Annotated in this window: 19 protein-coding genes; 9 read left to right on the top strand and 10 right to left on the bottom strand. The window is 59.4% G+C overall.

The features are described 5' to 3' along the window. Window positions 1-447 precede the first annotated feature (447 nt). Complete coding sequence (locus GKA01_RS03505) at window positions 448-894, top strand: methylated-DNA--[protein]-cysteine S-methyltransferase (protein ID WP_141352805.1); 447 nt, start codon at window positions 448-450, stop codon at window positions 892-894. Window positions 895-976: 82 nt separating this feature from the next. Here the strand turns inward: GKA01_RS03505 and rho are convergent, their stop codons facing one another. From rho to GKA01_RS03490, 3 genes are all read right to left on the bottom strand, one after another. Continuing rightward, window positions 977-2,278, bottom strand: a complete 1,302-nt coding sequence (gene rho, locus GKA01_RS03500) for a transcription termination factor Rho (protein ID WP_141352803.1) — start codon at window positions 2,276-2,278, stop codon at window positions 977-979. Between the two features lie 279 nt (window positions 2,279-2,557). Continuing rightward, on the bottom strand, window positions 2,558-4,087 hold the full coding sequence (locus tag GKA01_RS03495) for a GMC family oxidoreductase (protein ID WP_146859279.1): 1,530 nt from the start codon (window positions 4,085-4,087) through the stop codon (window positions 2,558-2,560). Between the two features lie 14 nt (window positions 4,088-4,101). Further along, complete coding sequence (locus GKA01_RS03490) at window positions 4,102-4,749, bottom strand: gluconate 2-dehydrogenase subunit 3 family protein (RefSeq protein WP_146859278.1); 648 nt, start codon at window positions 4,747-4,749, stop codon at window positions 4,102-4,104. 167 nt (window positions 4,750-4,916) lie between these two features. Between GKA01_RS03490 and sucB the strand changes: the two genes are divergently transcribed. The 4 genes from sucB (at window position 4,917) to GKA01_RS03470 (ending at window position 10,735) form a co-directional block, all read left to right on the top strand. Then, window positions 4,917-6,017, top strand: coding sequence for a dihydrolipoyllysine-residue succinyltransferase (gene sucB / locus GKA01_RS03485; protein WP_146859276.1), 1,101 nt, complete (start codon window positions 4,917-4,919; stop codon window positions 6,015-6,017). Window positions 6,018-6,132: 115 nt separating this feature from the next. After that, complete coding sequence (locus GKA01_RS03480; protein WP_146859274.1) at window positions 6,133-7,143, top strand: L,D-transpeptidase; 1,011 nt, start codon at window positions 6,133-6,135, stop codon at window positions 7,141-7,143. A 143-nt stretch (window positions 7,144-7,286) separates the two neighbouring features. Further along, window positions 7,287-9,551 carry a TonB-dependent receptor gene (locus tag GKA01_RS03475; protein WP_146859272.1) on the top strand — a complete coding sequence of 755 codons (2,265 nt, stop codon included), beginning with the start codon at window positions 7,287-7,289 and terminating at the stop codon, window positions 9,549-9,551. Continuing rightward, complete coding sequence (locus tag GKA01_RS03470) at window positions 9,548-10,735, top strand: histidine-type phosphatase (protein ID WP_146859270.1); 1,188 nt, start codon at window positions 9,548-9,550, stop codon at window positions 10,733-10,735. The genes GKA01_RS03475 and GKA01_RS03470 overlap by 4 nt, the downstream gene beginning before the upstream one ends. Window positions 10,736-10,822: 87 nt before the next feature. Here GKA01_RS03470 and GKA01_RS03465 read toward each other — a convergent pair whose 3' ends face one another. The 3 genes from GKA01_RS03465 to GKA01_RS03455 all read right to left on the bottom strand — a co-directional run bounded on the left by GKA01_RS03465 (window position 10,823) and on the right by GKA01_RS03455 (window position 13,095). Further along, window positions 10,823-11,203 (bottom strand): DUF3597 domain-containing protein, encoded by a 381-nt coding sequence (locus GKA01_RS03465; RefSeq protein WP_141353553.1) that lies wholly within the window; start codon window positions 11,201-11,203, stop codon window positions 10,823-10,825. A 74-nt stretch (window positions 11,204-11,277) separates the two neighbouring features. Next, window positions 11,278-12,573 (bottom strand): adenosylhomocysteinase, encoded by a 1,296-nt coding sequence (gene ahcY, locus GKA01_RS03460; protein WP_062107190.1) that lies wholly within the window; start codon window positions 12,571-12,573, stop codon window positions 11,278-11,280. A 144-nt stretch (window positions 12,574-12,717) separates the two neighbouring features. Then, on the bottom strand, window positions 12,718-13,095 hold the full coding sequence (locus GKA01_RS03455) for a hypothetical protein (RefSeq protein ID WP_141353555.1): 378 nt from the start codon (window positions 13,093-13,095) through the stop codon (window positions 12,718-12,720). Between the two features lie 245 nt (window positions 13,096-13,340). On the opposite strand from GKA01_RS03455, the gene GKA01_RS03450 reads away from it, so the two are divergent. After that, window positions 13,341-14,405 carry a transporter gene (locus tag GKA01_RS03450; protein ID WP_146859268.1) on the top strand — a complete coding sequence of 355 codons (1,065 nt, stop codon included), beginning with the start codon at window positions 13,341-13,343 and terminating at the stop codon, window positions 14,403-14,405. 92 nt (window positions 14,406-14,497) lie between these two features. On the opposite strand, the gene GKA01_RS03445 is transcribed toward GKA01_RS03450, so the two are convergent. From GKA01_RS03445 to mutY, 3 genes are all read right to left on the bottom strand, one after another. Further along, complete coding sequence (locus GKA01_RS03445) at window positions 14,498-16,189, bottom strand: alpha-keto acid decarboxylase family protein (RefSeq protein WP_146859266.1); 1,692 nt, start codon at window positions 16,187-16,189, stop codon at window positions 14,498-14,500. 653 nt (window positions 16,190-16,842) lie between these two features. Then, the gene (locus GKA01_RS03440; protein WP_146859264.1) at window positions 16,843-17,466 is read right to left on the bottom strand and encodes a hypothetical protein; all 624 of its coding nucleotides are present in this window, start codon (window positions 17,464-17,466) and stop codon (window positions 16,843-16,845) included. Continuing rightward, entirely contained in the window at window positions 17,463-18,521 is a 1,059-nt protein-coding gene (gene mutY, locus GKA01_RS03435; RefSeq protein ID WP_146859262.1) for an A/G-specific adenine glycosylase, read from the bottom strand. The genes GKA01_RS03440 and mutY overlap by 4 nt, the downstream gene beginning before the upstream one ends. 10 nt (window positions 18,522-18,531) lie before the next feature. On the opposite strand from mutY, the gene GKA01_RS03430 reads away from it, so the two are divergent. Next, window positions 18,532-19,074 carry a DUF721 domain-containing protein gene (locus GKA01_RS03430; RefSeq protein WP_146859260.1) on the top strand — a complete coding sequence of 181 codons (543 nt, stop codon included), beginning with the start codon at window positions 18,532-18,534 and terminating at the stop codon, window positions 19,072-19,074. Between the two features lie 113 nt (window positions 19,075-19,187). Then, entirely contained in the window at window positions 19,188-19,862 is a 675-nt protein-coding gene (locus tag GKA01_RS13580; RefSeq protein ID WP_194265849.1) for a hypothetical protein, read from the top strand. 63 nt (window positions 19,863-19,925) lie between these two features. Here GKA01_RS13580 and serB read toward each other — a convergent pair whose 3' ends face one another. Then, window positions 19,926-20,819 (bottom strand): phosphoserine phosphatase SerB, encoded by an 894-nt coding sequence (gene serB / locus GKA01_RS03425; protein ID WP_146859258.1) that lies wholly within the window; start codon window positions 20,817-20,819, stop codon window positions 19,926-19,928. Between the two features lie 41 nt (window positions 20,820-20,860). Here serB and miaA point away from each other — a divergent pair, with 41 nt between their 5' ends. Next, window positions 20,861-21,853 (top strand): tRNA (adenosine(37)-N6)-dimethylallyltransferase MiaA, encoded by a 993-nt coding sequence (gene miaA, locus GKA01_RS03420; RefSeq protein ID WP_146859256.1) that lies wholly within the window; start codon window positions 20,861-20,863, stop codon window positions 21,851-21,853. Window positions 21,854-21,873 lie beyond the last annotated feature (20 nt).

Raw genomic sequence — 21,873 nt, 5'->3', positions numbered from 1 at the left:
TTGTAAAGACTGTTTCCGCTGTGATATTCTGGACCCGTGAAGTCTTGAAAGGTCGAGATGAAAATCCCTGTCCCCTCAAGCCGACAATTAGTACCGGACACCCGCAGCATGAGAACTTACTGCCCCTATTTTATTACCTAAGACAAACACGGCTTCTGACGTTTCCGTGAGGAAGTTGTGCAGGAGAGGGATAGAGTGCCTGTGACAGGCTTCACCAAATGATTACACTCGCGTTTCGGAAAACCTGGTATGGCATTTTCGATACGAAAAATGGCAGTTTTCCAACACATTACAGAACATTGCTGGAAAGCCTACATAAGCGGTACCATATGTGTTTTCGGTATATTTCTATGTGCCGGTATGCGAATATCGCATGGCTAAAAAGTCTCGGTATGATGCAGTTTCGCCGGATTGACGGTTTTGAGCCACTCGGGCACCGTGTTGTTCATGCCACAGCTATCCTGCCACTCACCTTTCGGGGCCCTTACCATCAGTGAAGACGAGGGCGAGATTGTCGCTCTCGACTGGGGGTGGGGACGCGATCAGGAGGAGACTCCACTCCTTCTGAAGGCTCGCGATCTTCTGGAGCGCTATTTTGACGGGGAATCAGTCGACTTCGACACGCTACCCTATCGCCCCTACGGGACTCCGTATCGCCAGAAGGTCTGGGATGCGCTGCGGCGGATTCCCTATGGCAAGACCCGGACTTACGCGGATATCGCGGCTGAGGTCGGCGGGTCTGCGAGATCGGTCGGTGGAGCAGTTGGGGCGAATCCGATTCCGATCCTGATCCCTTGTCACCGGGTTGTTGGCCGGGCGGGACTTGGCGGGTATTCGGGGCTCGGTGGCATCGCGGACAAGCATGCCATGCTGCATCTGGAAGGCGTTCTCTAGGGGCCCCACTTCCCCCTCGTCTGCGGGTGAAGGCCAAAAAAAGGAGAGCCGAAGCTCCCCTTTTTCGTGTGCTGATCCGGGATCAGTTGTTCATGGCGTCGAAGAAGTCCTGATTGGATTTGCTGTACTTGAGCTTGTCCAGCAGGAAGTCCATGGCGTCCATCGTGCCCATCGGGGCGAGGATGCGGCGCAGAACCCACATCTTGGACAGTTCGGCGCGATCGACCAGCAGTTCCTCCTTACGCGTGCCCGACTTGGTGATGTCGATGGCAGGGAAGGTGCGCTTGTCGGCCAGCTTGCGGTCCAGAATGAGTTCGGCATTACCGGTGCCTTTGAACTCTTCGAAGATGACTTCGTCCATGCGCGAGCCCGTGTCGATCAGGGCGGTTGCGATGATTGTCAGCGAGCCGCCTTCCTCGATGTTACGCGCGGCGCCGAAGAAGCGCTTGGGGCGCTGCAGGGCGTTGGCGTCCACACCGCCGGTTAGCACCTTGCCCGAGGAGGGAACGACAGTGTTGTAGGCGCGGGCGAGACGGGTGATGGAATCCAGCAGGATGACCACGTCGCGTTTGTGCTCGACGAGCCTTTTGGCCTTTTCCAGCACCATTTCCGTCACCTGGACGTGGCGGGTCGCTGGTTCGTCGAAGGTGGAGGAGACGACTTCGCCACGGACTGAGCGGGCCATGTCTGTCACTTCTTCCGGGCGTTCGTCGATCAGAAGGACGATCAGGAACACTTCGGGGTGGTTGGCGGAGATGGAGGCTGCGATGCTCTGGAGCATCACGGTCTTGCCGGTGCGGGGGGGGGCGACGATCAGGGCGCGCTGGCCCATGCCGATCGGCGTCACGAGATCGATCACGCGCGGGGTGTAGTCGCGCTGGTCTTTCTTGCCCCGGCCGCGCGGAGAGGATTCCGTGACGGCGGGTTCGGACTGTTCGACTTCCATCTTCAGGCGACGCTCGGGGTAGAGCGGCGTGAGGTTATCGAAGTTGATGCGGGTCCGGACGGTTTCCGGGGCCTCGAAATTGATGGTGTTGACCTTCAGCAGCGCAAAATAGCGCTCGCCGTCGCGCGGGGCGCGGATCTGGCCTTCAACTGTGTCGCCCGGGCGCAGGCCGAAACGGCGGACCTGCGTGGGGGAGATGTAAATGTCGTCGGGGCCGGGAAGGTAGTTGGCTTCCGGGCTCCGCAGGAAACCGAAGCCGTCTGGCAGGATTTCGAGCGTGCCTTCGCCGTAGATCGCCTGATCGCGTTCGGCAAGGGTCTTGAGAATGGCGAACATGATGTCCTGCTTGCGCATGGACGAGACGTTCTCGATCTCCAGTTCCTCTGCGTAATCCAGAAGGTCGGCTGGGGATTTTTTCTTGAGTTCGGCAAGATGCATGAAAGACGCGCCTTGATGTGCCGGTAGTGGCAGACCTGATAGGGGAGGGATGCGCGACCGTACAGAAGGCGGAGCTACTGAACGGGAACTGCTTGTGTCAGGCGGTTATCTGTGAGGATTTCGCAGGACGGGGGAAGCAGGAAGCATCCGTAAGGAAAGGGAGACCGGGTGACAGGACGCCACCGGAAAGTCGTCCATCGCTTACCGGAGCGCGCGAAGCAGTGTCAAGACTCCTGCGCAGGCTCCGGATCACTTTGATCTATGTCAGTTTCTTTTAGGTCAGGTCCTCAGCATGGCTTCTGCTGTGCGGAGGGAGAGGGCCATGATGGCCAGAGCCGGGTTGGCGGCGGCGGCGCTGGGGAAGATTGAGTGGTCGGAGACCCACAGATTGTCGATATCAAAACTGCGGCCGACCGGATTGACGACATTGCTTCCGGCATCGGCGCCCATGCGACAGGTGCCGATCATGTGGGCAGCGCGGTCGATGACGCGGATGTCCTTTGCACCGACGGTTTCCCACATCTGTGTCATCAGGCGCGCGGCGTGATGATGCATGGCCCATTCATTGGGACCATAGGAATGTTCGATCAGGGGCTTGGGGATGCCGAAGGCGTCCTTCTCGTCTGAAAGTGTCACGCGGTTTTCGGGGCGGGGCAGGCATTCGCCGTTGATGCCCATGCCTGCGGAGCGGTTATATCCGGCGAGCGCGCGGGCGAAGGCCGGACCGCGTGTCGTGGTGCTGCGGGCGAGGTTCTGGCCCCAGGTTGCGGGCATCATGCCTAGCGATTGCACGAGGTAGCCGCCGACGAAATCCGCATCTTTTGGGCGCATCATGTCTTCGGTGATGGTCAGGGACGGGTAGCCGCGATTGGGGCGGATGTCTTCGTCGAACTCGCCCCAGACCTGGGTGGAGACATGGGTCATGTAGTTCTGGCCGACCTGACCGGAGCTGTTGGCAAGACCATTGGTCAAGAGCAGGCGCGGGGTTTCGACGGCACCGGCGGCGAGGACGAGGGTCGCGCATTTCTGGCGGTGTTCGACGCCGTTCTGGCGATAGACCACGCCGGTCACGCGGCCTGAACTGTCGCGTTCGATCGTGTGGGCGAAGCAGCCGGGGCGGAGTTCCGCGCCATAGGCGACGGCCATGGGGAGCCATGTGTTGTCCGTGCCCGACTTGGCGCCATTGCGGCAGCCCTGATGGCAGGCCCCACAGTTGGCGCAGGCATGGCGGGTGCCGAAATGTGGCTGTTCGATATCGCGGGTGATGAGGGCGGCGGGGCCGTCTGCGTGGCGCAGGCCGAGCGCGTCACAGCCTTCACGCATTTTCAGCGCGGCGGAGTTGGCCGGCGGGGGCGCGTAGGCGTAGCGGCGGTCCGGGTCCCACGGGTAATGGGCGGGGCCGGAGACGCCGATAAAGGATTCTACGCGCTCGATATAGGGGAGCAGTTCGTCCAGGCCGAAGGGCCAGTCCACGCCCTTGCCGGTTTCGGTGTGCAGGTGGAAGTCGCGGGCGTCCATGCGCGGCATGAAGGCGCCGTAATGAAGCATGGAGCCGCCAAGGCCGGTGCCGCTGTTGTTGCCGCCGAAAGCCTGCGGGTTTGTGCCTGCTGAGAGGCGTTCGTGCAGCCAGTACAGTTCGCGGGCGGCTATTTCGTCAGGCGTATGTCCCGTGGCGGGGAAGGCGGGGCCGGCTTCGAGCACGACGACGGTTTTGCCGTTGCGGGCGAGTTCTGCGGCCAGGGGCGCGCCACCGGCACCGCTGCCGACGATGAGGGTATCGACGATGTCCGTTTCGGCGAATGTTTTCATGAGGGTGCTGCTGCTCATTCGCTGGACTCTGCCATCTGGAGAAGGGGGGCGGTGGCTTTGGGTTCGAAGTCTTCGCGGCTGTCGGAGCCGACCTGTGTAAAGCCCTGAAAGACCGTGTCGCCGCCGGTGAGGCTGGAGGAAATGCCGAGTGCCTGTTGGATGCGCGGGTCACTCATGATGCAGTCTACGACCTCGCCACGCAGGTCTCCGGACCAGCGTTTCATCTGGGATGCCGTGAGCCGGCCTTCGCGCTCGAGACCGATCTGTCCCTCCATGACGGCGTCGAGCAGGGTGCCGCGCAGGTCGTGAGCTAGATGGATAAAGCGGAGTCCGTGCTGCTCGAATGTCACGTCGTCGAGCGTCAGGAGGGCGGATTCCCACGCTTGGGCATCGGGCGGAAGGTCCGCAAATCGCCAGCCGTCGCGTGGGCCGGAAAGCGCGGAATCGATCCGGGCTGTGATGGCAATGTCAGTGCCGGGAGGCAGGATCTCGTCCAGCGGGAGAAGGACGGGCAGCAGTGCGTCGAGGACGGCATAAGCCTGAAGCGATAGGGTGTGCGGCTGTACGGTGGGAATCAAAAGCCGAGACGTCAGGATCTCGCGGGTGCGGGCAGAGAGGTGGTCGGAGTCCAGAATTTCAGGACGGTCGGGCGGGCGGGACATTGCGGCCTCCTGTGTTTTGGTTTCAAAGTCCGGCGACGGGGAGGGTTCCGCCTCCCGCTGGGAACGAAGATGCAGTATTCTGCATTCTTAACCTTTTCCGGACAGAGTGCCGGGTACGGCACAGACATTTCCCCGCTTCGCGGCGGGACGCAAGACAGGGAAGCAGCATGACGGTCGAAATCAGGGTTCCGGCGCTTGGAGAAAGCCTGACGACTGCGATTGTCGCGCGGTGGCTTAAAAACTCCGGCGACTATGTGCAGCACGACGAGACCATCGTGGAACTGGAGACGGATAAGGTCAGCGTTGAAGTGACCGCGCCGTCCGCCGGGCGTCTGGAAGGCTGTGTGGCGGTGGGCACAGAAGTCGAGATTGGTGGGTTGCTCGGGGCTGTGGACGAGACGGCGGAGGCACCGGCTGCGCCTGAACCTGTCGCGGCTGAACCGGCTCCTGCTCTCAAGACTGCGGCTCTGGAATCTGTTACATCCCCCGCGCGCGTCACGCCTCCCGCTCCGGAAGCGCCGAAGCCCGTTTCTGCCGCACCGGTCCCCAAGCTGTCTGCGCATGAGGTGCGGGAGCGCCGGGTTCCCATGAGCCGTCTGCGTCAGACGATCGCGCGGAATCTGAAGGCGGCACAAAACACGGCGGCCATTCTGACGACGTTTAACGAAATTGACATGTCCGCCGCCAAGGCGCTGCGGGCGGAATACAAGGACGAGTTCGAGAAGAAGCATGATGGTGCGCGTCTGGGATTCATGTCGTTCTTTGCGCGCGCAGTCGTTGGTGCGCTGAAGGATTATCCGGCGATCAACGCGCAGATCGAGGGTGATGAGATCGTCTATCGCGATTTCGTCAATCTGGGCATTGCGGTGGGCACGGAGCGCGGGCTGGTGGTGCCGGTGCTGCATGATGCCGATCAGATGAGCTTTGCCGAGCTGGAGCGTCGCATCGCCGATTACGGCAAGCGGGCGCGGACGGGCGGTCTGAAGCTGGAGGAACTGTCGCACGGGACGTTCTCCATCACGAATGGTGGGATTTTTGGATCTCTGCTCTCCACGCCGATCCTGAATACGCCGCAGTCGGGCATTTTGGGGATGCATGCCATTCAGGATCGTCCGGTCGTGCGGGATGGGCAGATCGTGATCCGGCCGATGATGTATGTTGCGCTGTCTTACGATCACCGGATCGTGGACGGGCGGGAAGCGGTGAGCTTTCTAGTCCGGATCAAGCAGCTTGTGGAAGATCCGAGGCGTTTGCTTCTGGATCTGTGATGCCTTTTGCGTGGCTGGTGCGTTGTAGACATTCCAGTCATGCCGAACGCCGGACAGGCTTCTGTTTCCTCGCGTTCCATGTGTTGTTCTGAGCTCGGGGATGGTGTCGTAGAATATGCGTGATGTTTCCAGATTGACGCGGTTTGCCGCTTTCTTATGTGCGTCCACGGCGATGATCGCAGGCGTGGCGCCGCTGGCGGCCTGCGCAAGGCCGGACGGGGCTACGCCGGAACTGTCCACGCATCAGCCGGATACGATACCGTCGCTGGGCGCGTCCGTGCCTCCTCCTGCCAGCAATCCGCCGACCGATACGCCGCCACGTCCGGATCTGGTACCGCCAGCCCTCGTCATTCCGGATCTTCCAGTCGTTCCTGATGATGAAGCGCGGGAAGAAGCGTCTCGCCTCGTGGTCCTGATGAAACACACGGTCAAGGGATTTACGACCTACACACCTGAACGTCGCAAGGCCTTTCTTACACTTGCGAAAGACCAGGTGACGCAGGCTGCCATGCCTGTTTCACGGCCTCAGTTGATTATGGTTGTGGATCGCAATGAGCATGTCCAGCATCTGGACTACGTGCTGGCGCTGCCGGATGCTCCTTGGGAATCTCTGGGTGGAACGCCGGTTTCGACCGGAACGACGGGACGTAAATATTATTACATCACGCCAACCGGGGTTTTTCAGAATACGGCGGACCGTCTGGGGTATCGGGCGGAAGGCACGAAGAACAAATACGGGATCCGCGGAATCGGAGCCAAGGGATCGCGTGTGTGGGACATGGGCTGGCAGACTGCGATGAAAGGCTGGCTGCCGCGTCATGAGACCGGCCAGATCCGGCTGGAGATCCATGCGACAGACCCGCAGTTTCTGGAATGGCGGCTGGGGCATCCGGCTTCGGAAGGGTGCATTCGTATTCCGGCGACCATGAACAAATTCATGGACCATTACGGGCTAATTGATGCGCTGTATGAACAGGCGGCGAGCTACGATCCGCGTTTTCAGGCACTCCTGCCGAAAGATCGGCAGCCGACGCGGATCGCGGGCGATCTGGTCGTTGTGGTCGATTCTGGACCATTGACGGAACCCAGGATTGATCCAATTGCGGATAAAAGACCGTTGCCATAGGTAAAGAATTGAAAATATTTCAAAATAAGTATGAAGGTTTGAGGTAATACTTGTGAATGTTTTATTTCAGGAACGGTAAAGCAGTTTTCCTGACCTGAAGCTTTCCGTATGGAGTGCGCGCCATTCACTGGAGCCCACTCCCCATGACGTTTAAAATGCGTAACCATATCCTGCTTTCTGGGTGCTTTGCTGGCGCCCTGTTTCTGGGAGGAGGCGCGCAGGCTGATGTTCCTGATTCAAAACAGAAAAAACATGAAGAGCATAAAGCCAAAAAAATAAAAGACACCACACCCAGTGTGGAAAACCTGACCGTTCTGGGGCATGCCGCGCGGATTGCGCCGGCGACGGTACCACTGGATATTACGGAGCCGACATCAAAAATTCAGTCCGGCTTTCTGAGTAACAACATTATTCCGCTTGCCAGCGTTGACGATATTATCCGATTTCAGCCGAGTGTTTATTCGCAAAATCCAAACGGTCCCGGAATGGGTAAGGCTGAGGCGATGAGTCTTCGTGGCTTTCAGGACGGGCAATACAACATGACATTCGATGGCATTCCGTTTGGTGATGCCAGTGACCTGCACCACACAACATCATCGCTGTTTATTTCGCATTTTCTGGGTGAGGCGCAGATTGATCGCGGTCCCGGAACGGGCTCTACGATTGGAAATGCGACGTTCGGTGGAACGATGGGATTCATATCCAAAATACCATCGGCCAGGAGCGGTGTGTCGCTGTACGGGACTTATGGAAGTTTCAATACGCGCGCGGGCGGTGTCGAATTTGACAGTGGAAAGACGCGGTTTGGTCGTGCATTTCTTGATATGCAGCATGAAGAGACAAATGGGTATCTGACCAATTCGGCGGAGCGCCGGAGCAATCTGATGTTCAAGGACGTGGTCGATCTTGCGCCAGAGACAACGCTGACATTCGAGACGACGTATAACAAGGAATGGCAGTTTACGACGCAGGGTGCGACGCTCGCAGAATATGCGAAATACGGCAAAAATTATGGTCTGTGCAACGACCCGGCCGCGCAGTGTTATTATGGATATAATCCCAGCACCTACACGTCGGATTTTGATTACGTCAGTCTGAAAAGCCGTCTTGCGTCGTGGCTGACGATGGAGAACCAGCTTTATACGAGCGGGTTTGAGCATGATTATACGGAAAGCACGGATGCCAGCCAGACGAGCACGGCTGCGAACGGGGTGACGTTCTATAATACGGCCGGAAAGAAGGTGGCGACCTATGCCAATGATATTCCCGGGAAATATGCGGACGCCAAATTCCGTTCTTATGGCGATACGTTACGATTCAAGGCGCATATGTCCTATGCTGATATTCTGTTTGGTGTATGGGCCGATGTACAGAAGGATCGTCGCTATACCTATGCGCTGGATCTGAGTAAAAACTCCGTTTCGGTTCCGTCCAAAACCGGGTCGGCTTACAGCTATGATATTTCCGATCTGAACACGACGATCCAGCCCTATCTTGAGTTTGATATTCATCCCTGGAAAGGTGCCGTTATCAAACCGGGTGTGAAATATTCAATGTTCACGAGGGATTATGATGCGGCCATCAATAAGTCCACGAAAGTACCGCTGAAGGATACCCAGCATTATAGTTCGTGGCAGCCTTCTATTGCGATTAACCAACGAATTATGAAAAACTGGAGCGCTTATGCGCAGATCGCACGTGGTTTTCTGGCGCCTCCAATGTCGGTTTTTCAGGTAAAATCGGTTGGGAACGTGAAGCCCGAAACGACGCTGAATTATCAGGTTGGATCGGTTTATCACGGCAAGAACTGGATGCTGTCACTGGATGGATATTACATCGATTTTTCCAATTATATCGCATCCGCACAGATCAAGGTCGATGGGATCGGGACGACATCCACTTATGTGAACAGTGGCGGCGCGATTTATAAGGGAATCGAGCTTGAGGGGCAGTATGTCATTGGATATGGCTTCTCGCTTTACGGCAATTACAGCGTGAATGATGCGCGCTACAAACATAGCACCGTGCGCGTTGCGACGACGCCGGATTCACTGGCGTCGTTCGGTCTGCTTTATGAAAATCCGAAGGGGCCGTATTTCTCGCTGATGGGGAAATATGTCGGGCATCACTGGGGGCTGGATAGCACCACGAACGCGGCCGGAAATACGGTGTTTGAAAACCAGTACAAAATCCACAGCAATGTGACGGCGGATCTGGCACTGGGGTGGCGCATTCACAATATCGGCGGTTTTATGCGTGACGTGACGCCGAGCCTCAAGATTTCCAACCTTTTCAACAACCGCTCCATCAGCGATTTCGCGGGTAACCAGTCTTATGGTGATGCGCCGCTTTACTGGCGGCTCGCAGGTCGGAGCGTCTTCTTCAACATGACGGCGACATTCCCATGAAAAAAAGCGGCTATGCGTTTATTCTTGCTCTGGCTCCGACCCTGTTCCTGACAGGCTGTTCGGAAGACAGGATTGTTTCGTCCGGGCCTGTACTCGAAAAAGTCGTGCTTCTGTCGCGTCATGGCATCCGGAGTCCGACAGCGTCCCCGGCGGCGTTGCGGGACAAGACCGGCTTTGACTGGCCTCAATGGTCTGTAGCGCCGGGTGAGATGACGCCGCATGGCGCGGAGGCACTGGGGGCCATGATTCAGGTCGTGCGCATGCATTACCAGAACCTTGGTTTCAGTCCGCTGGGGTCCTGTTCCAATATGGTCCGGATCTGGGCTGATGGCGCGGATCACAGGACGCAGCAGACCGGACAGGTCTGGGCGCGGGGTCTGGCTCCGGACTGCCATGTTTCGGCTCAATGGCAGGAGCAGGGGGCTGATCCTGTGTACAATGCCATCGCCGCGGGGCGGGAAGCGCCGCAGAAACAGGAGACGGAACAGGCATTTGCTTCCGTGCAACCCGTGGCCCGCACGCTTGAGGTGCAGCGTGGATTACAGGCTTTGCAGGCGCTGATGGCGCCGAAGGCCTGTCAGGAGACCGGCCGCAAAGCATGGTGTCTGCGCGATAAACCGGTTCTGGAATGGAAAAAAACCGAACCGCATCTTGCGGGTGCCGTGGCACGGGGCGGCATGGCGGCGGAAAGTCTGCTGCTTCTTTATGCGCAGGGTTTTCCCGCGGAGGTTTTCGGATCCGGGAAAGCGGATGTTCCGGCGCTCCTGAAAACCGTGATGCCGGTTCATGAGGCGGAAAGTCTGCTGTTGCGTCGTTTGCCTGTCGTGGCACGGGCGCGAAATGGTGTGATGGCGCAGAGTATCCGTGCTTTTCTGGCGGATCGTCCGGTTGCGGATATTCCCGGTGTCACGCCCTCCACACGTCTTCTGGTTCTGGCGGGACATGATACGAACCAGGATGCCATGGCGGCAATTTTCGGATTGTCCTGGACGTTCGATGACCAGCCGGACAGCACCGCGCCGGATACGGTTCTGGCGTTCGAGCGGTGGCGTTATCCTGACCGGCATGTGGAGGTCAGAGTCCGGGTTTTCCATCAGTCCCTTGAAGAACTCCGGACAGGGCAGGCGGCCGGTGTTGAGGCGTCGATGCAGACGCTGGAGCCGCATAACCCCATTCTTCCTTGAGGGCCAGTTTCCGCGATCAGACGTAAAAAAAGCCTGGCTGGTAACAGCCAGGCTTTTTTCATGATGTCCGTAGGAACGGGGCGCGGATTAGTGCGTCCAGTCAGCCGGAACCTTGCCACCATTCTTGGCCAGCTCGGCGTAGACCTGCTTGATGAGCCAGACGTTCATCGTTGCGGTGTCGTCCGTGCTGCCCGAATAATGCAGTTCGCCGGCCAGTTCCTTGCGGGACTGGAGCGAGCTGTCGAGGCCGAGCAGCTTCAGGAGGTCCACGATGGAAGTCTTGTAGTTCAGCGGCTGGCCTGCATTTGCGGCCAGACCGGACAGGACGGCGTCCACATCCACGGGCGCTGCGGCCGGGGCTGCTGCTGCTGGAGCTGCGGCTGCTTCAGCCGGAGCGGCTGTGGTGGACGGTGTGGCGGCTTCTGCATGTCCGAAGATCTTGGACATGATCGTGCTGAAAAGACCCATGAGTGTAACTCCTGTTGGTTAAGGAAATCCGGAAGGGTGCAACCGGGATTCCGCCCTTCCTGATCCGCCTCGTCTTAGTAGCGGTATTCTTCGTGCTTGAACGGACCGTTGACTGGAACGTCGATATAGTCCGCCTGTTTCTGTGACATTTTGGAAAGTTCTGCACCGACCTTTGCGAGGTGCAGGGCAGCGACTTTCTCGTCCAGAGATTTCGGCAGGGTGTAGACTTTGACTTCGTACTGGCCGGGCTTTGCCGTCCACAGTTCGATCTGTGCCAGGGTTTGGTTGGTGAAGGATGCAGACATTACGAAGGACGGGTGGCCCGTTGCGTTGCCAAGGTTTACCAGACGGCCTTCGGACAGAAGGATGATGCGGCGGTTCGGAGCCAGCTCGATTTCGTCAACCTGCGGCTTGATGTTGTTCCAGCGGTAGTTGCGCAGGGCTTCGACCTGGATTTCGCTGTCGAAGTGACCGATGTTGCAGACGATCGCACGGTCCTTCATCTCGCGTACATGGTCGATCGTGATGATGTCCACGTTGCCGGTGCAGGTGACGAAAATATCGCCGCGCGGGGCTGCGTTTTCCATCGTGACGACTTCATAGCCTTCCATGGCGGCCTGAAGGGCGCAGATCGGATCGACTTCGGTCACGAGAACGCGGCAGCCTGCGTTGCGCAGGGAAGCAGCGGAGCCCTTGCCCACGTCACCATAACCGGCAACCACGGCGACCTTGCCCGCCATCATGACGTCCGTGCCGCGACGGATCGCGTCCACGAGGCTCTCACGGCAGCCATACAGGTTGTCGAACTTCGACTTCGTGACGCTGTCGTTCACGTTGATGGCCGGAACCTTCAGCGTGCCCTTCTTTGACATTTCCCACAGACGATGCACGCCCGTTGTCGTCTCTTCGGAGATGCCGCGCACGTCCTTGAGCATTTCGGGGTACTTGTCGTGCATCATGATGGTGAGATCACCACCATCATCGAGGATCATGTTCGGCGTCCAGCCATCGGGACCGTGGATGGTCTGTTCGATGCACCAGTTGAACTCCTCTTCCGTCAGGCCCTTCCAGGCGAAGACGGGGATGTTCGCTGCTGCGATGGCGGCGGCGGCATGATCCTGCGTGGAGAAGATGTTGCATGAGGACCAGCGGACCGTGGCGCCGAGGTCGATCAGCGTCTCGATCAGAACGGCGGTCTGGATGGTCATGTGCAGGCAGCCTGCGATGCGGGCGCCCTTGAGCGGCTGTGTATCCTTGTACTCTTCGCGAAGAGCCATCAGGCCCGGCATTTCGCCTTCGGCGATGGAGATTTCCTTGCGGCCCCAGTCTGCCAGAGTAATGTCGCGAACCTTGTAATCCTGCGTCGTCATGAAATGGCCCTTGCTGCCCATCTTTGGATGGGTGCCTGTATAAAGGCTTGGGGAAGCCGCGCAAAGGGCGCCCTTACCGGGTCCCTGTCTGCGGCTTCCCCCGACAGGACTTTTCAGTCTTACCGTCAGTCTGGATGCCTAGCCTTATTGGGGTGCCGTGGTCTGTGGGGATGTTTCGGCAGGCGTCGACGCCTTTTTGTGAGAATGGGTGTGCCGGCGATCAAGCTTACGGGGGTTTTTCTGGTTCGGCGGCACGGGCCCAGTTTCGCTCGTGCTTCTGGTCATGGCGCCCGGAGAACTCGGTGGTGGTTGGTCAGGCTGTTCCGTGATCGTACGCGGATTGGTCGGCAGAGCGTTATTGGGCTGGCTGATCGTAGAATTCTGGGCTTTCTGGATCGCTGATGTGGAGGTCTGTGTCTGATCATTGCTGGGAGCACTAACGGCCTGCGCCATTGCGGAAGGCGCAAGTGCTGCGGTGCCGAGCATAAGGCTGGCAACGAAAAAAGAAGTGCGGAGGGACATGAATATTCCTTTCCGGAGGGAAGCCTCTTAGGTCAGGGGCTGACTCATTGCGGAGCAGAACCATAACAGCCCCAATGGGTGGGAGTTGCATCTGCCGGGCCTCACATTTTTGGTCCGGACAGGTGTATTGCGTCCCTTCACCGGGCATGCGAGAAGCCGGACAGGGCTTGTTCCCAGTCCTTTTTCGGATTGTTTCTGTGAAAATCGCCTATCGGTCCTGAACCCCCTGAGAACAGGAGGATGTCGTGTCAGAGAGCACTGCCTACAACTTCCCTTTCACGGTTCTGGATCCCGAACATCAGGAGACCGGCGCTCCTGCTTTTGCGAATGGTCTTGTCTGGGCTGTTCATGCCGTTCCGGGGCAGGAGCTGCGCACCCTTGGGTCAGCCGAGGTCGAAGCACTTCTGGCGGCAGGGCGTTCGGTTTCGGATGATGGCTGGTACTGGCTGCATTTCGATACGGTCCACAGTTCGGCGCGCGGATATGTCGCGCATCTGCCTGATCTGCCCGAGGACGTCTGCGCCATGCTGGCAGAGACGGAATACGGCATCGCTCTGGAAGCATTCGGCGATCTAATCTGGGGCGCGCTGCCAGCGTTCGATGATGCTTTGTCCGAAGAGGACCGGGAGATCTGCGCCTGGCGGTTTGCGATGCGTCCGGATCTGTTGATCACGACACGACGCAACCCCATTCCTGTTCTGGGAGCGGCCTATCGCTCTCTCAGACCGGATCAGATTCCCCGGACGCCCGCGGGAATCATCGATCGGGCATTGCGGGAATTTACGGGAACCGTGCGTCGGCAGCTCGGACATCTTGATGACGAGCTGGACAGGGCCGAGGACGTGCTTCTGCTGATCGAGCATCGCTCCGATCTGGGGCATCTGGGTAGTATCGTGGGCAAGGTGCGCCGTCGTGCGACCGAGCTGCGCCGGGTTGTGACGCCGATCGATCGTGTTCTGAAAGACGAGGACCTGGACCTTCCGGACTGGGCGGAAGATGAACTGCGGGACCGGGCGGAACGGCAGGTTCATGCGGCTCTGGACGATCTGATCGCGCTTCAGGACCGTGCGCGGTCGTTGCAGGACGAACTCGGGTCCAATCAGGCGGAAGAGACCAACCGGCGGCTGTATATCGTTTCCGTCGGGACCACGTTGATGCTGCCCGCGACATTCGTAACCGGGTTCTTCGGCATGAATACCGGCGGGATGTTTCTGGCTCAGGGATCGCTGGGGACCGTGGAGGCAGGCATTGTCTGTTTCGTCTTCATGAGCGTGACGTTTCTGTTCATGAAGGTCGCGCGTCTGCTCTGACGATCGTCAGGTTTTCATGTGCGACAAAAGAAAAACCCCCGTGTTTGACACGGGGGTTTTTCTTTGGAGACCTGTTTGTGGTCAGGCGTTGATCAAGTGTTCTGGGGCTTGCGGGAGTTTGCAGCTGCAACAGCTTTGCCCCACTGGACCAGTGTCTTGGTGCAGTCCGCCCGGTCGAGCTTGCACTCGATAAGCGTCGGGCCACGGGTATTCTTCTTGGCTTGGGCGATGGCTTCGGCCAGTTCCTCACCCGTCGTGGCATGCAGGCCGAGACCGTATTTGCCGCTTTCCTTGCCGGGGACGCCCTGGTTAAAGCACTGCATCAGAGCGGCGTAATCCCAGTTCTGGATGTAGTTGTACGGGCCGTCATGGATGGCGATTTCGATGACATAGCCGTGGTTGTTCACCAGGAAGATGATGACCGGCAGTTCGTAGCGGACCATCTGAGCCACTTCCTGCGCGGTGAGCTGGAAAGAACCGTCACCGACCATCAGCACATGCTTGCGCTCCGGCGAGCCGGTGGCGTTGCCGAACATGGACGGAACGGACCAGCCGATATGGCCCCACTGCATTTCCGTCTCGACCTTCGCACCTTCGGGAAGATGCATGCGCATGGCGTTGAACCATGAGTCGCCGGTCTCGGCGAAAAGGGTGGTGTTGCCGTCGATCAGATCGTTGATCTGGCGGGTCATTTCGTCGTTGGTCAGCGGCTTTGCCGGATCGGCCTTGGGCAGGATGACGGGCTTGTATTCGCCGGTCAGGGCTGCGGACTTCTTCGGGGCCTTCTCGGTCAGGGCCTTGACGAATTCCTTCAGGCGGAAGCCGTCGAAGGTCTTGCCGTTGACGGTGACGCGGTCGGGATCGACTTCGAGAACCTTCTCGCCTTTGATAACGCTCGTCCAACCTTCCGACGAGTAGTCGTTCCAGACCGGAGCCAGAGAGATCACGGCGTCGGCGCCTTCGATGATCTCCTGGGCGCCCGGGCTGCTGACATCGCCCCAGTAGACGCCACGGAAGCCGGGATGCGTCTCGGGGAAGTAGCTCTTGGCAGCAGCCATGACCGTGACGGGACAGCCAAGCTTGTCGGCCAGTTCGACCGTTTCCTTGAGGGCTTCCGAAGCGCGGAGCTTGGTGCCGACGAGGATGGCAACCTTGGTGGCCTTGTCGAGGAAACTCAGGCTCTCGTCCAGAGCAGCCTTGAGGCTGGCTTCGTCAGGACGTGGATGGGCGTGAAGGGACGAGACGGGGCCCGGACGGACGCAGGGCGCGGCCGAGATGTTGCAGGCGATTTCGAGATAGGCGGGCTTCTTTTCGCGCAGCATCGTGCGGATGACATGATCGATCTTCGCGGGGGCCGTTTCGGCGGAGGTGATGCTTTCGGCGGCACAGGTAACGTGCTTCGCCATTTCCATCTGGTAGCTGTATTCGGTCGTGCCGATCGTGTGGTGCAGAACATGGCCCGAACCGTGATCGTTGGTGTTCGGCGCGCCGGAAATCACAAGAATTGGCAGGTTTTCGGCGTAAGCACCGCCCAGACCGTTCATGGCGGAAATCGCGCCGACGCTGAAGGTGATGATCGCCGCAGCGGCACCATTGGCGCGGGCGTAGCCTTCGGCAGCGAAAGAGCAGTTCAGCTCGTTACAGTCATAGATCTGCTTGGTGCCGCCCTGCTCGATCATCTGGTCGAGCAGCACGAGGTTGTAGTCACCCGCTACGGCGAAGTGATGCTTTAGTCCGATCTGCGAAAGTCGTTCTGAAAGATAATGTCCGACAGTGTAAGTCATGATTTCAGTACCTCAGGAGCCATGGGAACGATCGGATGACTGGATGATCTGCCGTGCTGACAGGACCATGCAGTCATCCGACCGGAGGAGGCGGGTGGGAGGTCACGGGGATACGGAACCGGGGCCGTGCGCCTGATGGATCCGGACGCAAAGTCGCCGGCGAGTCTTTCGGACCCTCGCGGCCAATAGGAAAATCTGTGATGTGAAACGGAGTAATGATCCGTTCTCATGCCGGAAAAGACGCGGGATGCGGTCTGCATGAAGGGAACGGATGTCTGGAACAGGAGAGAGAGAAAAATCACGCTGTCAGTGGGGCATGAAAGACCGGATTTTTCGGGATAGCGATTGTATTTCGTTAAATAACGGAGAGTATAATCGAGTAAACAGACCAATTTTTTAAGAAGGTCTCCACATTCGGCAAGAAAATAACCTGATGGTAACATATCTTCCCATAACAGCCGGAAAGAAGACCGGCCTTGTATGAAATATTTTCCTGTTCCAGACACGGGAATGTTTAAAACAAAAATCCTGTCTGTGAAGGACATCAATCAAATATTACAATTAATTCAAAAAATTTTCTCATGAGGGGGATGAGATTGCACCGGATTGCCTACCGATACACGACCCCTTCATGACAATGGCGGGATTGGGCGTTACTCTGTCTGGCGTTGTGCCTTGAGGATGTCGGGTTCTGCGCCGTTTTCCCAGGTCACGGAGAGTGATGCGCTCTGCCCGGCGGCGAGCTGCCCGAGTTGCGAAAGGGCCGCCGGATTCAGGAAGAGCGGGAAGGTCCGGTCACCGAAGCGAAGGGTCATTTCCTCTTCGAAAGAGGGGGCGGTGAGAAGGTCGCCGGTCCCGTTTTCTATCCGGAGGGCCCCGGGTGTCATGATCAGAGAGAGGCCGCGCAGCATGTTGAGGGTCAGGGGCAGAAAACTTTCCCATCCGAGTGGAGTCGAGCCTGTGTAATCGACATAAGGGGTCGGCACGGGAACGCTTCTCAGATAGGTCCCGGACCGGGGGACGAAAAAAGCAACACGATTGTTGGACAGTTCCTGCATTTCGAGTTCCGGAAAAGGACGCGGCATGGACACCCGCTTTTCCATGACAGGAGAGCATGGAAATGAAAGCGGCGCGGGAACGACTGCGGAAAGTCCCGGCAGGCGTCCGGGTTGGAACGGCGTGCGGGTCGGGGTGTCTTTCAGGGGATCGTGGTCGAGCATCCAGCCGTACCAGTCCATGAACCACAGGCGGATATTCGGGGAAGATTCAGTCATCATGTCTCCGAAGGGTGCTTGGTAAGGGCCAGGCATTTCTTCATGACGCCGGGCAGTGCGGCGCGTTGCGCTGGACGAAACGTGCCGAAAGAGGAATCGATCCCTGCATTATGGCCTTCTGGAAGGCAAGCTTCATAGACCGTCAGATGCAGGGTGAAATGGGTGAAGACATGCCGGATCTGTCCCCGGTGGGTCCAGTTCGTCAGGACAGGGGCATGCAGGAGGGCCTCATCCCCGGTCCACGGTGCGCTTCGCCATTCAGTGCCGGGAAGTTCGTCCATGCCGCCGAGCAGGCCTGTGGGAGGGCGGGTGCGCAGGAGAATCTGTCCATTGCCGTCATGGAGGAGGAAATGGACACCATAGCGTTCGGGGCGTGCCTGTTTTGGCTGCTTTGCGGGAAGCCGGGCCGCAATGCCACGGGCATGGGCAATGCAGCTGCTCTGCCAGGGGCAGGTCAGGCAGGCCGGATTGCGGGGTGTGCAGATCGTTGCACCAAGGTCGAAGAGGGCTTGTGCGAAATCTGACGGGCGGCCCTGGGCCACAGGGTCGTCGTTGAGGAGCGCGGCCTGTCGGGCGAGGAGTGGGCGTGAGGCTGGCAGTGGCTCTTCGGTGGCGTTGAGCCGGGCCGTGACGCGCTCGACATTGCCGTCAACGGGGACGACGGGGCGCCCGAAAGCAATCGCGGCGATGGCGCGGGCTGTGTAGGCCCCGATTCCGGGAAGGGTTAGAAGCTCTTCGACAGTGTCTGGGAAACCGCCGCGTTCGGAGACGCGTTTCGCACAGGCATGGAGATTGCGGGCACGGGCATAATACCCGAGGCCAGCCCAGAGATGCAGGACGTCTTCGAGCGGGGCCGCCGCAAGATCCTGCACGGTCGGGTAATGTGTGAGAAAACGCTCGTAATAGGCTATGACAGCCTTGACGGTCGTTTGCTGGAGCATGATCTCGCTTAGCCAGACGGCATAGGGATCCGGGCGATGGCCGGGGAGGCTGCGCCAGGGCAGGACGCGGCGGTGGTGGTCGTACCAGCGGAGCAGGGCGGATGCATCAGGAGTCACAGGGACGGATATGACGAAGGATCACGCTTCGGACAAGCGGCCCACACGAAAGACCTCCCGCGCGAAAGCGCTGCCCCAGCCGGATGGATGGATTCCATCGGAGCGGAACTGGACGCCGCGACGGTCGGGAGCGAAGCAGATCGGATCTTTCGTTCACGGTCTGACGCAGCCTGTTTTCAGGAAGAAACCCCCGGTTCTGGCGCGCCTGATGATGGATTGGGTTGATTTCGTGGGGCCACGTCTGGGTAAGCAGACCGAACCGCGACGGCTTTCGGCGGGAACACTGACGCTTGCCTGTTCCGGGCCGATCGCCATGGAGCTTCAGCATCTGGCACCGCAGATCATCGAGCGCATCAATGTGGCTTGCGGCCTGCGGGGAGAATACGGAATTGAGCGCCTCAAGATTGTTCAGGATCTGGTGGCCTTTGAAAGGCCATCCCCGAAACGGCCCAGGCCGCTTCAGATCGAGGTTCCGGATATTGAGGACGAGGAACTCCGGCTGGCGCTCGAAAGTCTAGGGGGGCATCTGGGGGCGCGGCGCAAGAAAAGGTGACGGAAGTGTTTCACGTGAAACAAGTTGTTTCGTCATCGGAAAGCCACCTTTGCGCGCGATCAGGCAATGCCGATATGGATAGAATGAACGGGCTTTCCTACAGGAGACTTCCCATGACTCTCGCCTCAACATTCGCCGTGTGGCCTGTGGTCTCTCGCGTACGCAGACCGATGATGGTCCTGTCGATGGCGTTTCTGGCCTCCACATTCTCCTCTTCCGCTCTGGCCCAGCATGGCGGAGGTGGCGGTGGACCAGGTGGCGGCGGGGGCTTTCATGGTGGCGGTGGGCCGGGGGGAGGCGGTTTCCGTGGAGGCGGCATGGGCCCCGGCGGCATGGGCGGAGGCGTCCGCGGCGGTATGGGAGGTGGCGGTTTCCGGGGCGGTCCCGGCTTTGGTCCCGGAGGTGGACCCGGCGGCGGATATCGCGGTGGCTGGGGCGGTGGACGCCCGGGCTGGGGATTTCGTCCGGGATATGCATGGGGCGGCGGCTGGGGTGGCCCCCGCTTTGCTGGCTGGGGATATCCGGGCTGGGGTGGCTGGAATGGCTGGGGCGGTCCTGGCTGGTTCGGTTACGGCTGGGGGATGCCGGGCTGGGGCGGCGGCTGGGGCTGGGGTGGCTGGGGCCTTGGCGTTGGTCTCGGGATGGCTGCGGGCATGGCGATCGAAAGCAGCACTCCATACGGTTACGGAGGTTATGGCGGTGGCTATGGGTACGCGCCGGGCTATGCTCCTGGCTATTACGCCGCGCCGTCCTATTCGGGTGTGCCGCCTTACACCTGGGGATACTGATCGAAAAAAGCCGCTGGAGAGAGTGTCCGGCGGCTTTTTCGTTTCTGCGGGTTTGAGGTCCGCTCAGTCCGTGACGAAGTCTTTCGCATGATAGCCCTGTGCGAAAAGATGCGCGCGCAGGTTGGCGAAGTTGATCTGAGTGGGAATGATGCGGCGGACATTGGGTTTGGCGTGGAAGGCTAGACCAAGTCCCGCGCTGGCGAGCATCGGAATGTCATTGGCGCCGTCGCCGGTCGTCAGGGCTGCACGGAGTTGAACGCCGCGTTCTGAGGTCAGGCGTTCGAGATGGTCGCGCTTGGCGTCGGGGCCGAGGATCGGGCCAGCGAGACGGCCGGTAATTTTGCCGTCTGCGATTTCCAGTTCATTGCCGTAATTCTCGTCGAATCCGCAAAGCTCGGCGACGCGCTGGGTGAACCATGTAAAGCCGCCCGAGACGAGGGCCGTCCGGCCATTATGCCTGCGCATGGTCTGCACGAGTTCGCGGGCCCCTTCTGTCAGTGTGACGGACTCCCAGACCTGTTCGAGAACTGATGCCGGTTTTCCGGCCAGAAGGGCCACGCGCTGTTCGAGCGCAGTGTCGAAATCCAGCTCGCCGTTCATGGAGGCGCGGGTGATGGCCGCGACCTCTTCGCCGCAGCCCAGAAGGTCCGCCAGTTCGTCCAGCGTTTCGCCGGTGACGATGGTGCTGTCCATGTCCGCGACGAGGACGGCCCGGCGGCGACCACGGGTTTTGAGAAGCAGCGCATCGACACGACAGGGCGCAAGGGTTGCGCGGATTGTGGCGATGCTGGCCGAGCCGGGACGCGGCGGCGGGCAGGGAATATCTACCGCTTCGCCCGGAGACAGGACGATCGGGGCATTGCCCTTGACGAGCGTGCGGGCGATGTCGATCGCTTCTGGCTTGAGGGGACCGGATTTCCGGTCTGCGATGAGGGTCAGGACAGCAGGAAGGGACATGAGATCTCGTAACGGTCCGGCACGTGTGGCAGGAGGGGAGAATGAACGCCCCGAAGACAATAAAAACTGCGATCATTGTGGCTGGACCGACGTGCTCCGGCAAGTCGGCACTGGCGCTCGACCTTGCCCGACGCTTTAACGGTACGATCATCAACGCGGATTCCATGCAGGTTTACCGCGATTTGCGGATTCTGACGGCCCGTCCTGACGACGCGGATGAGGCTGCCGCCCCGCACCGGCTTTACGGGGTTCTGGATGCGGCTGTGCCGGGCAGTGTGGCGTGGTGGCGGTCCGAAGCCTTGCGGGAAATGGAAGAAGCGTGGGCCGTGGGGCGTATACCGATCCTGTGTGGTGGGACGGGGATGTATCTGCGGGCACTGACGGATGGTCTGGTGGAGGTGCCGGATCCCGGAGACGCTGCGCGGACCGAAGCGCGGGGGCTGGCGGAAGAGATAGGGCCGGAGGCGCTGCACGCGCGGCTCACGGAAGTTGATCCGGAAACAGCGTCTGGTTTGCGTCCGAACGATACGCAGCGGATTTCGCGGGCCTGGGAGGTCTGGACGGGGACGGGGCATGGGCTGGCGTGGTGGCGGTCGCAGCCGGGTCTGCCACCTGCGCCGTGCCGGTTCGTGTCCGTGCAGCTTGATCCGGAGCGTGAGGGGTTGCGCCGGGCGATCGATTTCAGATTCGGACAGATGCTGGAAGCCGGGGCTCTTGAAGAAGTGTCCTCTTTGCTGGAACGGGGGCTCGATCCGGTTCTGCCTGCCATGCGGGCGCATGGTGTGCCCGAACTGACTGCTGTTTTGCGGGGGGAGGAATCGATTGAGGAGGCCCAGAAATCTGCAGTTCTTTCGATCGGGCGCTATACGCGGCGGCAGGCGACGTGGTTCCGGCATCATGCATTGGGGAAAGAGGGTGATGCGATGATTTCGTTGCGTAGATATACCCATTATGCGCAAGATTCGGAAAGTCATTATGAAAAAATAGAGAACTTTATATCGGAACGAGTTGACGCCGTCGCGGTGTCGTCCTAAATCCGGCGGCTCATACCTTG

This window comes from Gluconobacter kanchanaburiensis NBRC 103587 (assembly GCF_007988905.1).
GTDB lineage: Bacteria > Pseudomonadota > Alphaproteobacteria > Acetobacterales > Acetobacteraceae > Gluconobacter > Gluconobacter kanchanaburiensis.
The sequence above is the reverse complement of the archived record's forward strand: the minus strand, read 5'-3'. Positions and strand labels throughout refer to the sequence as shown.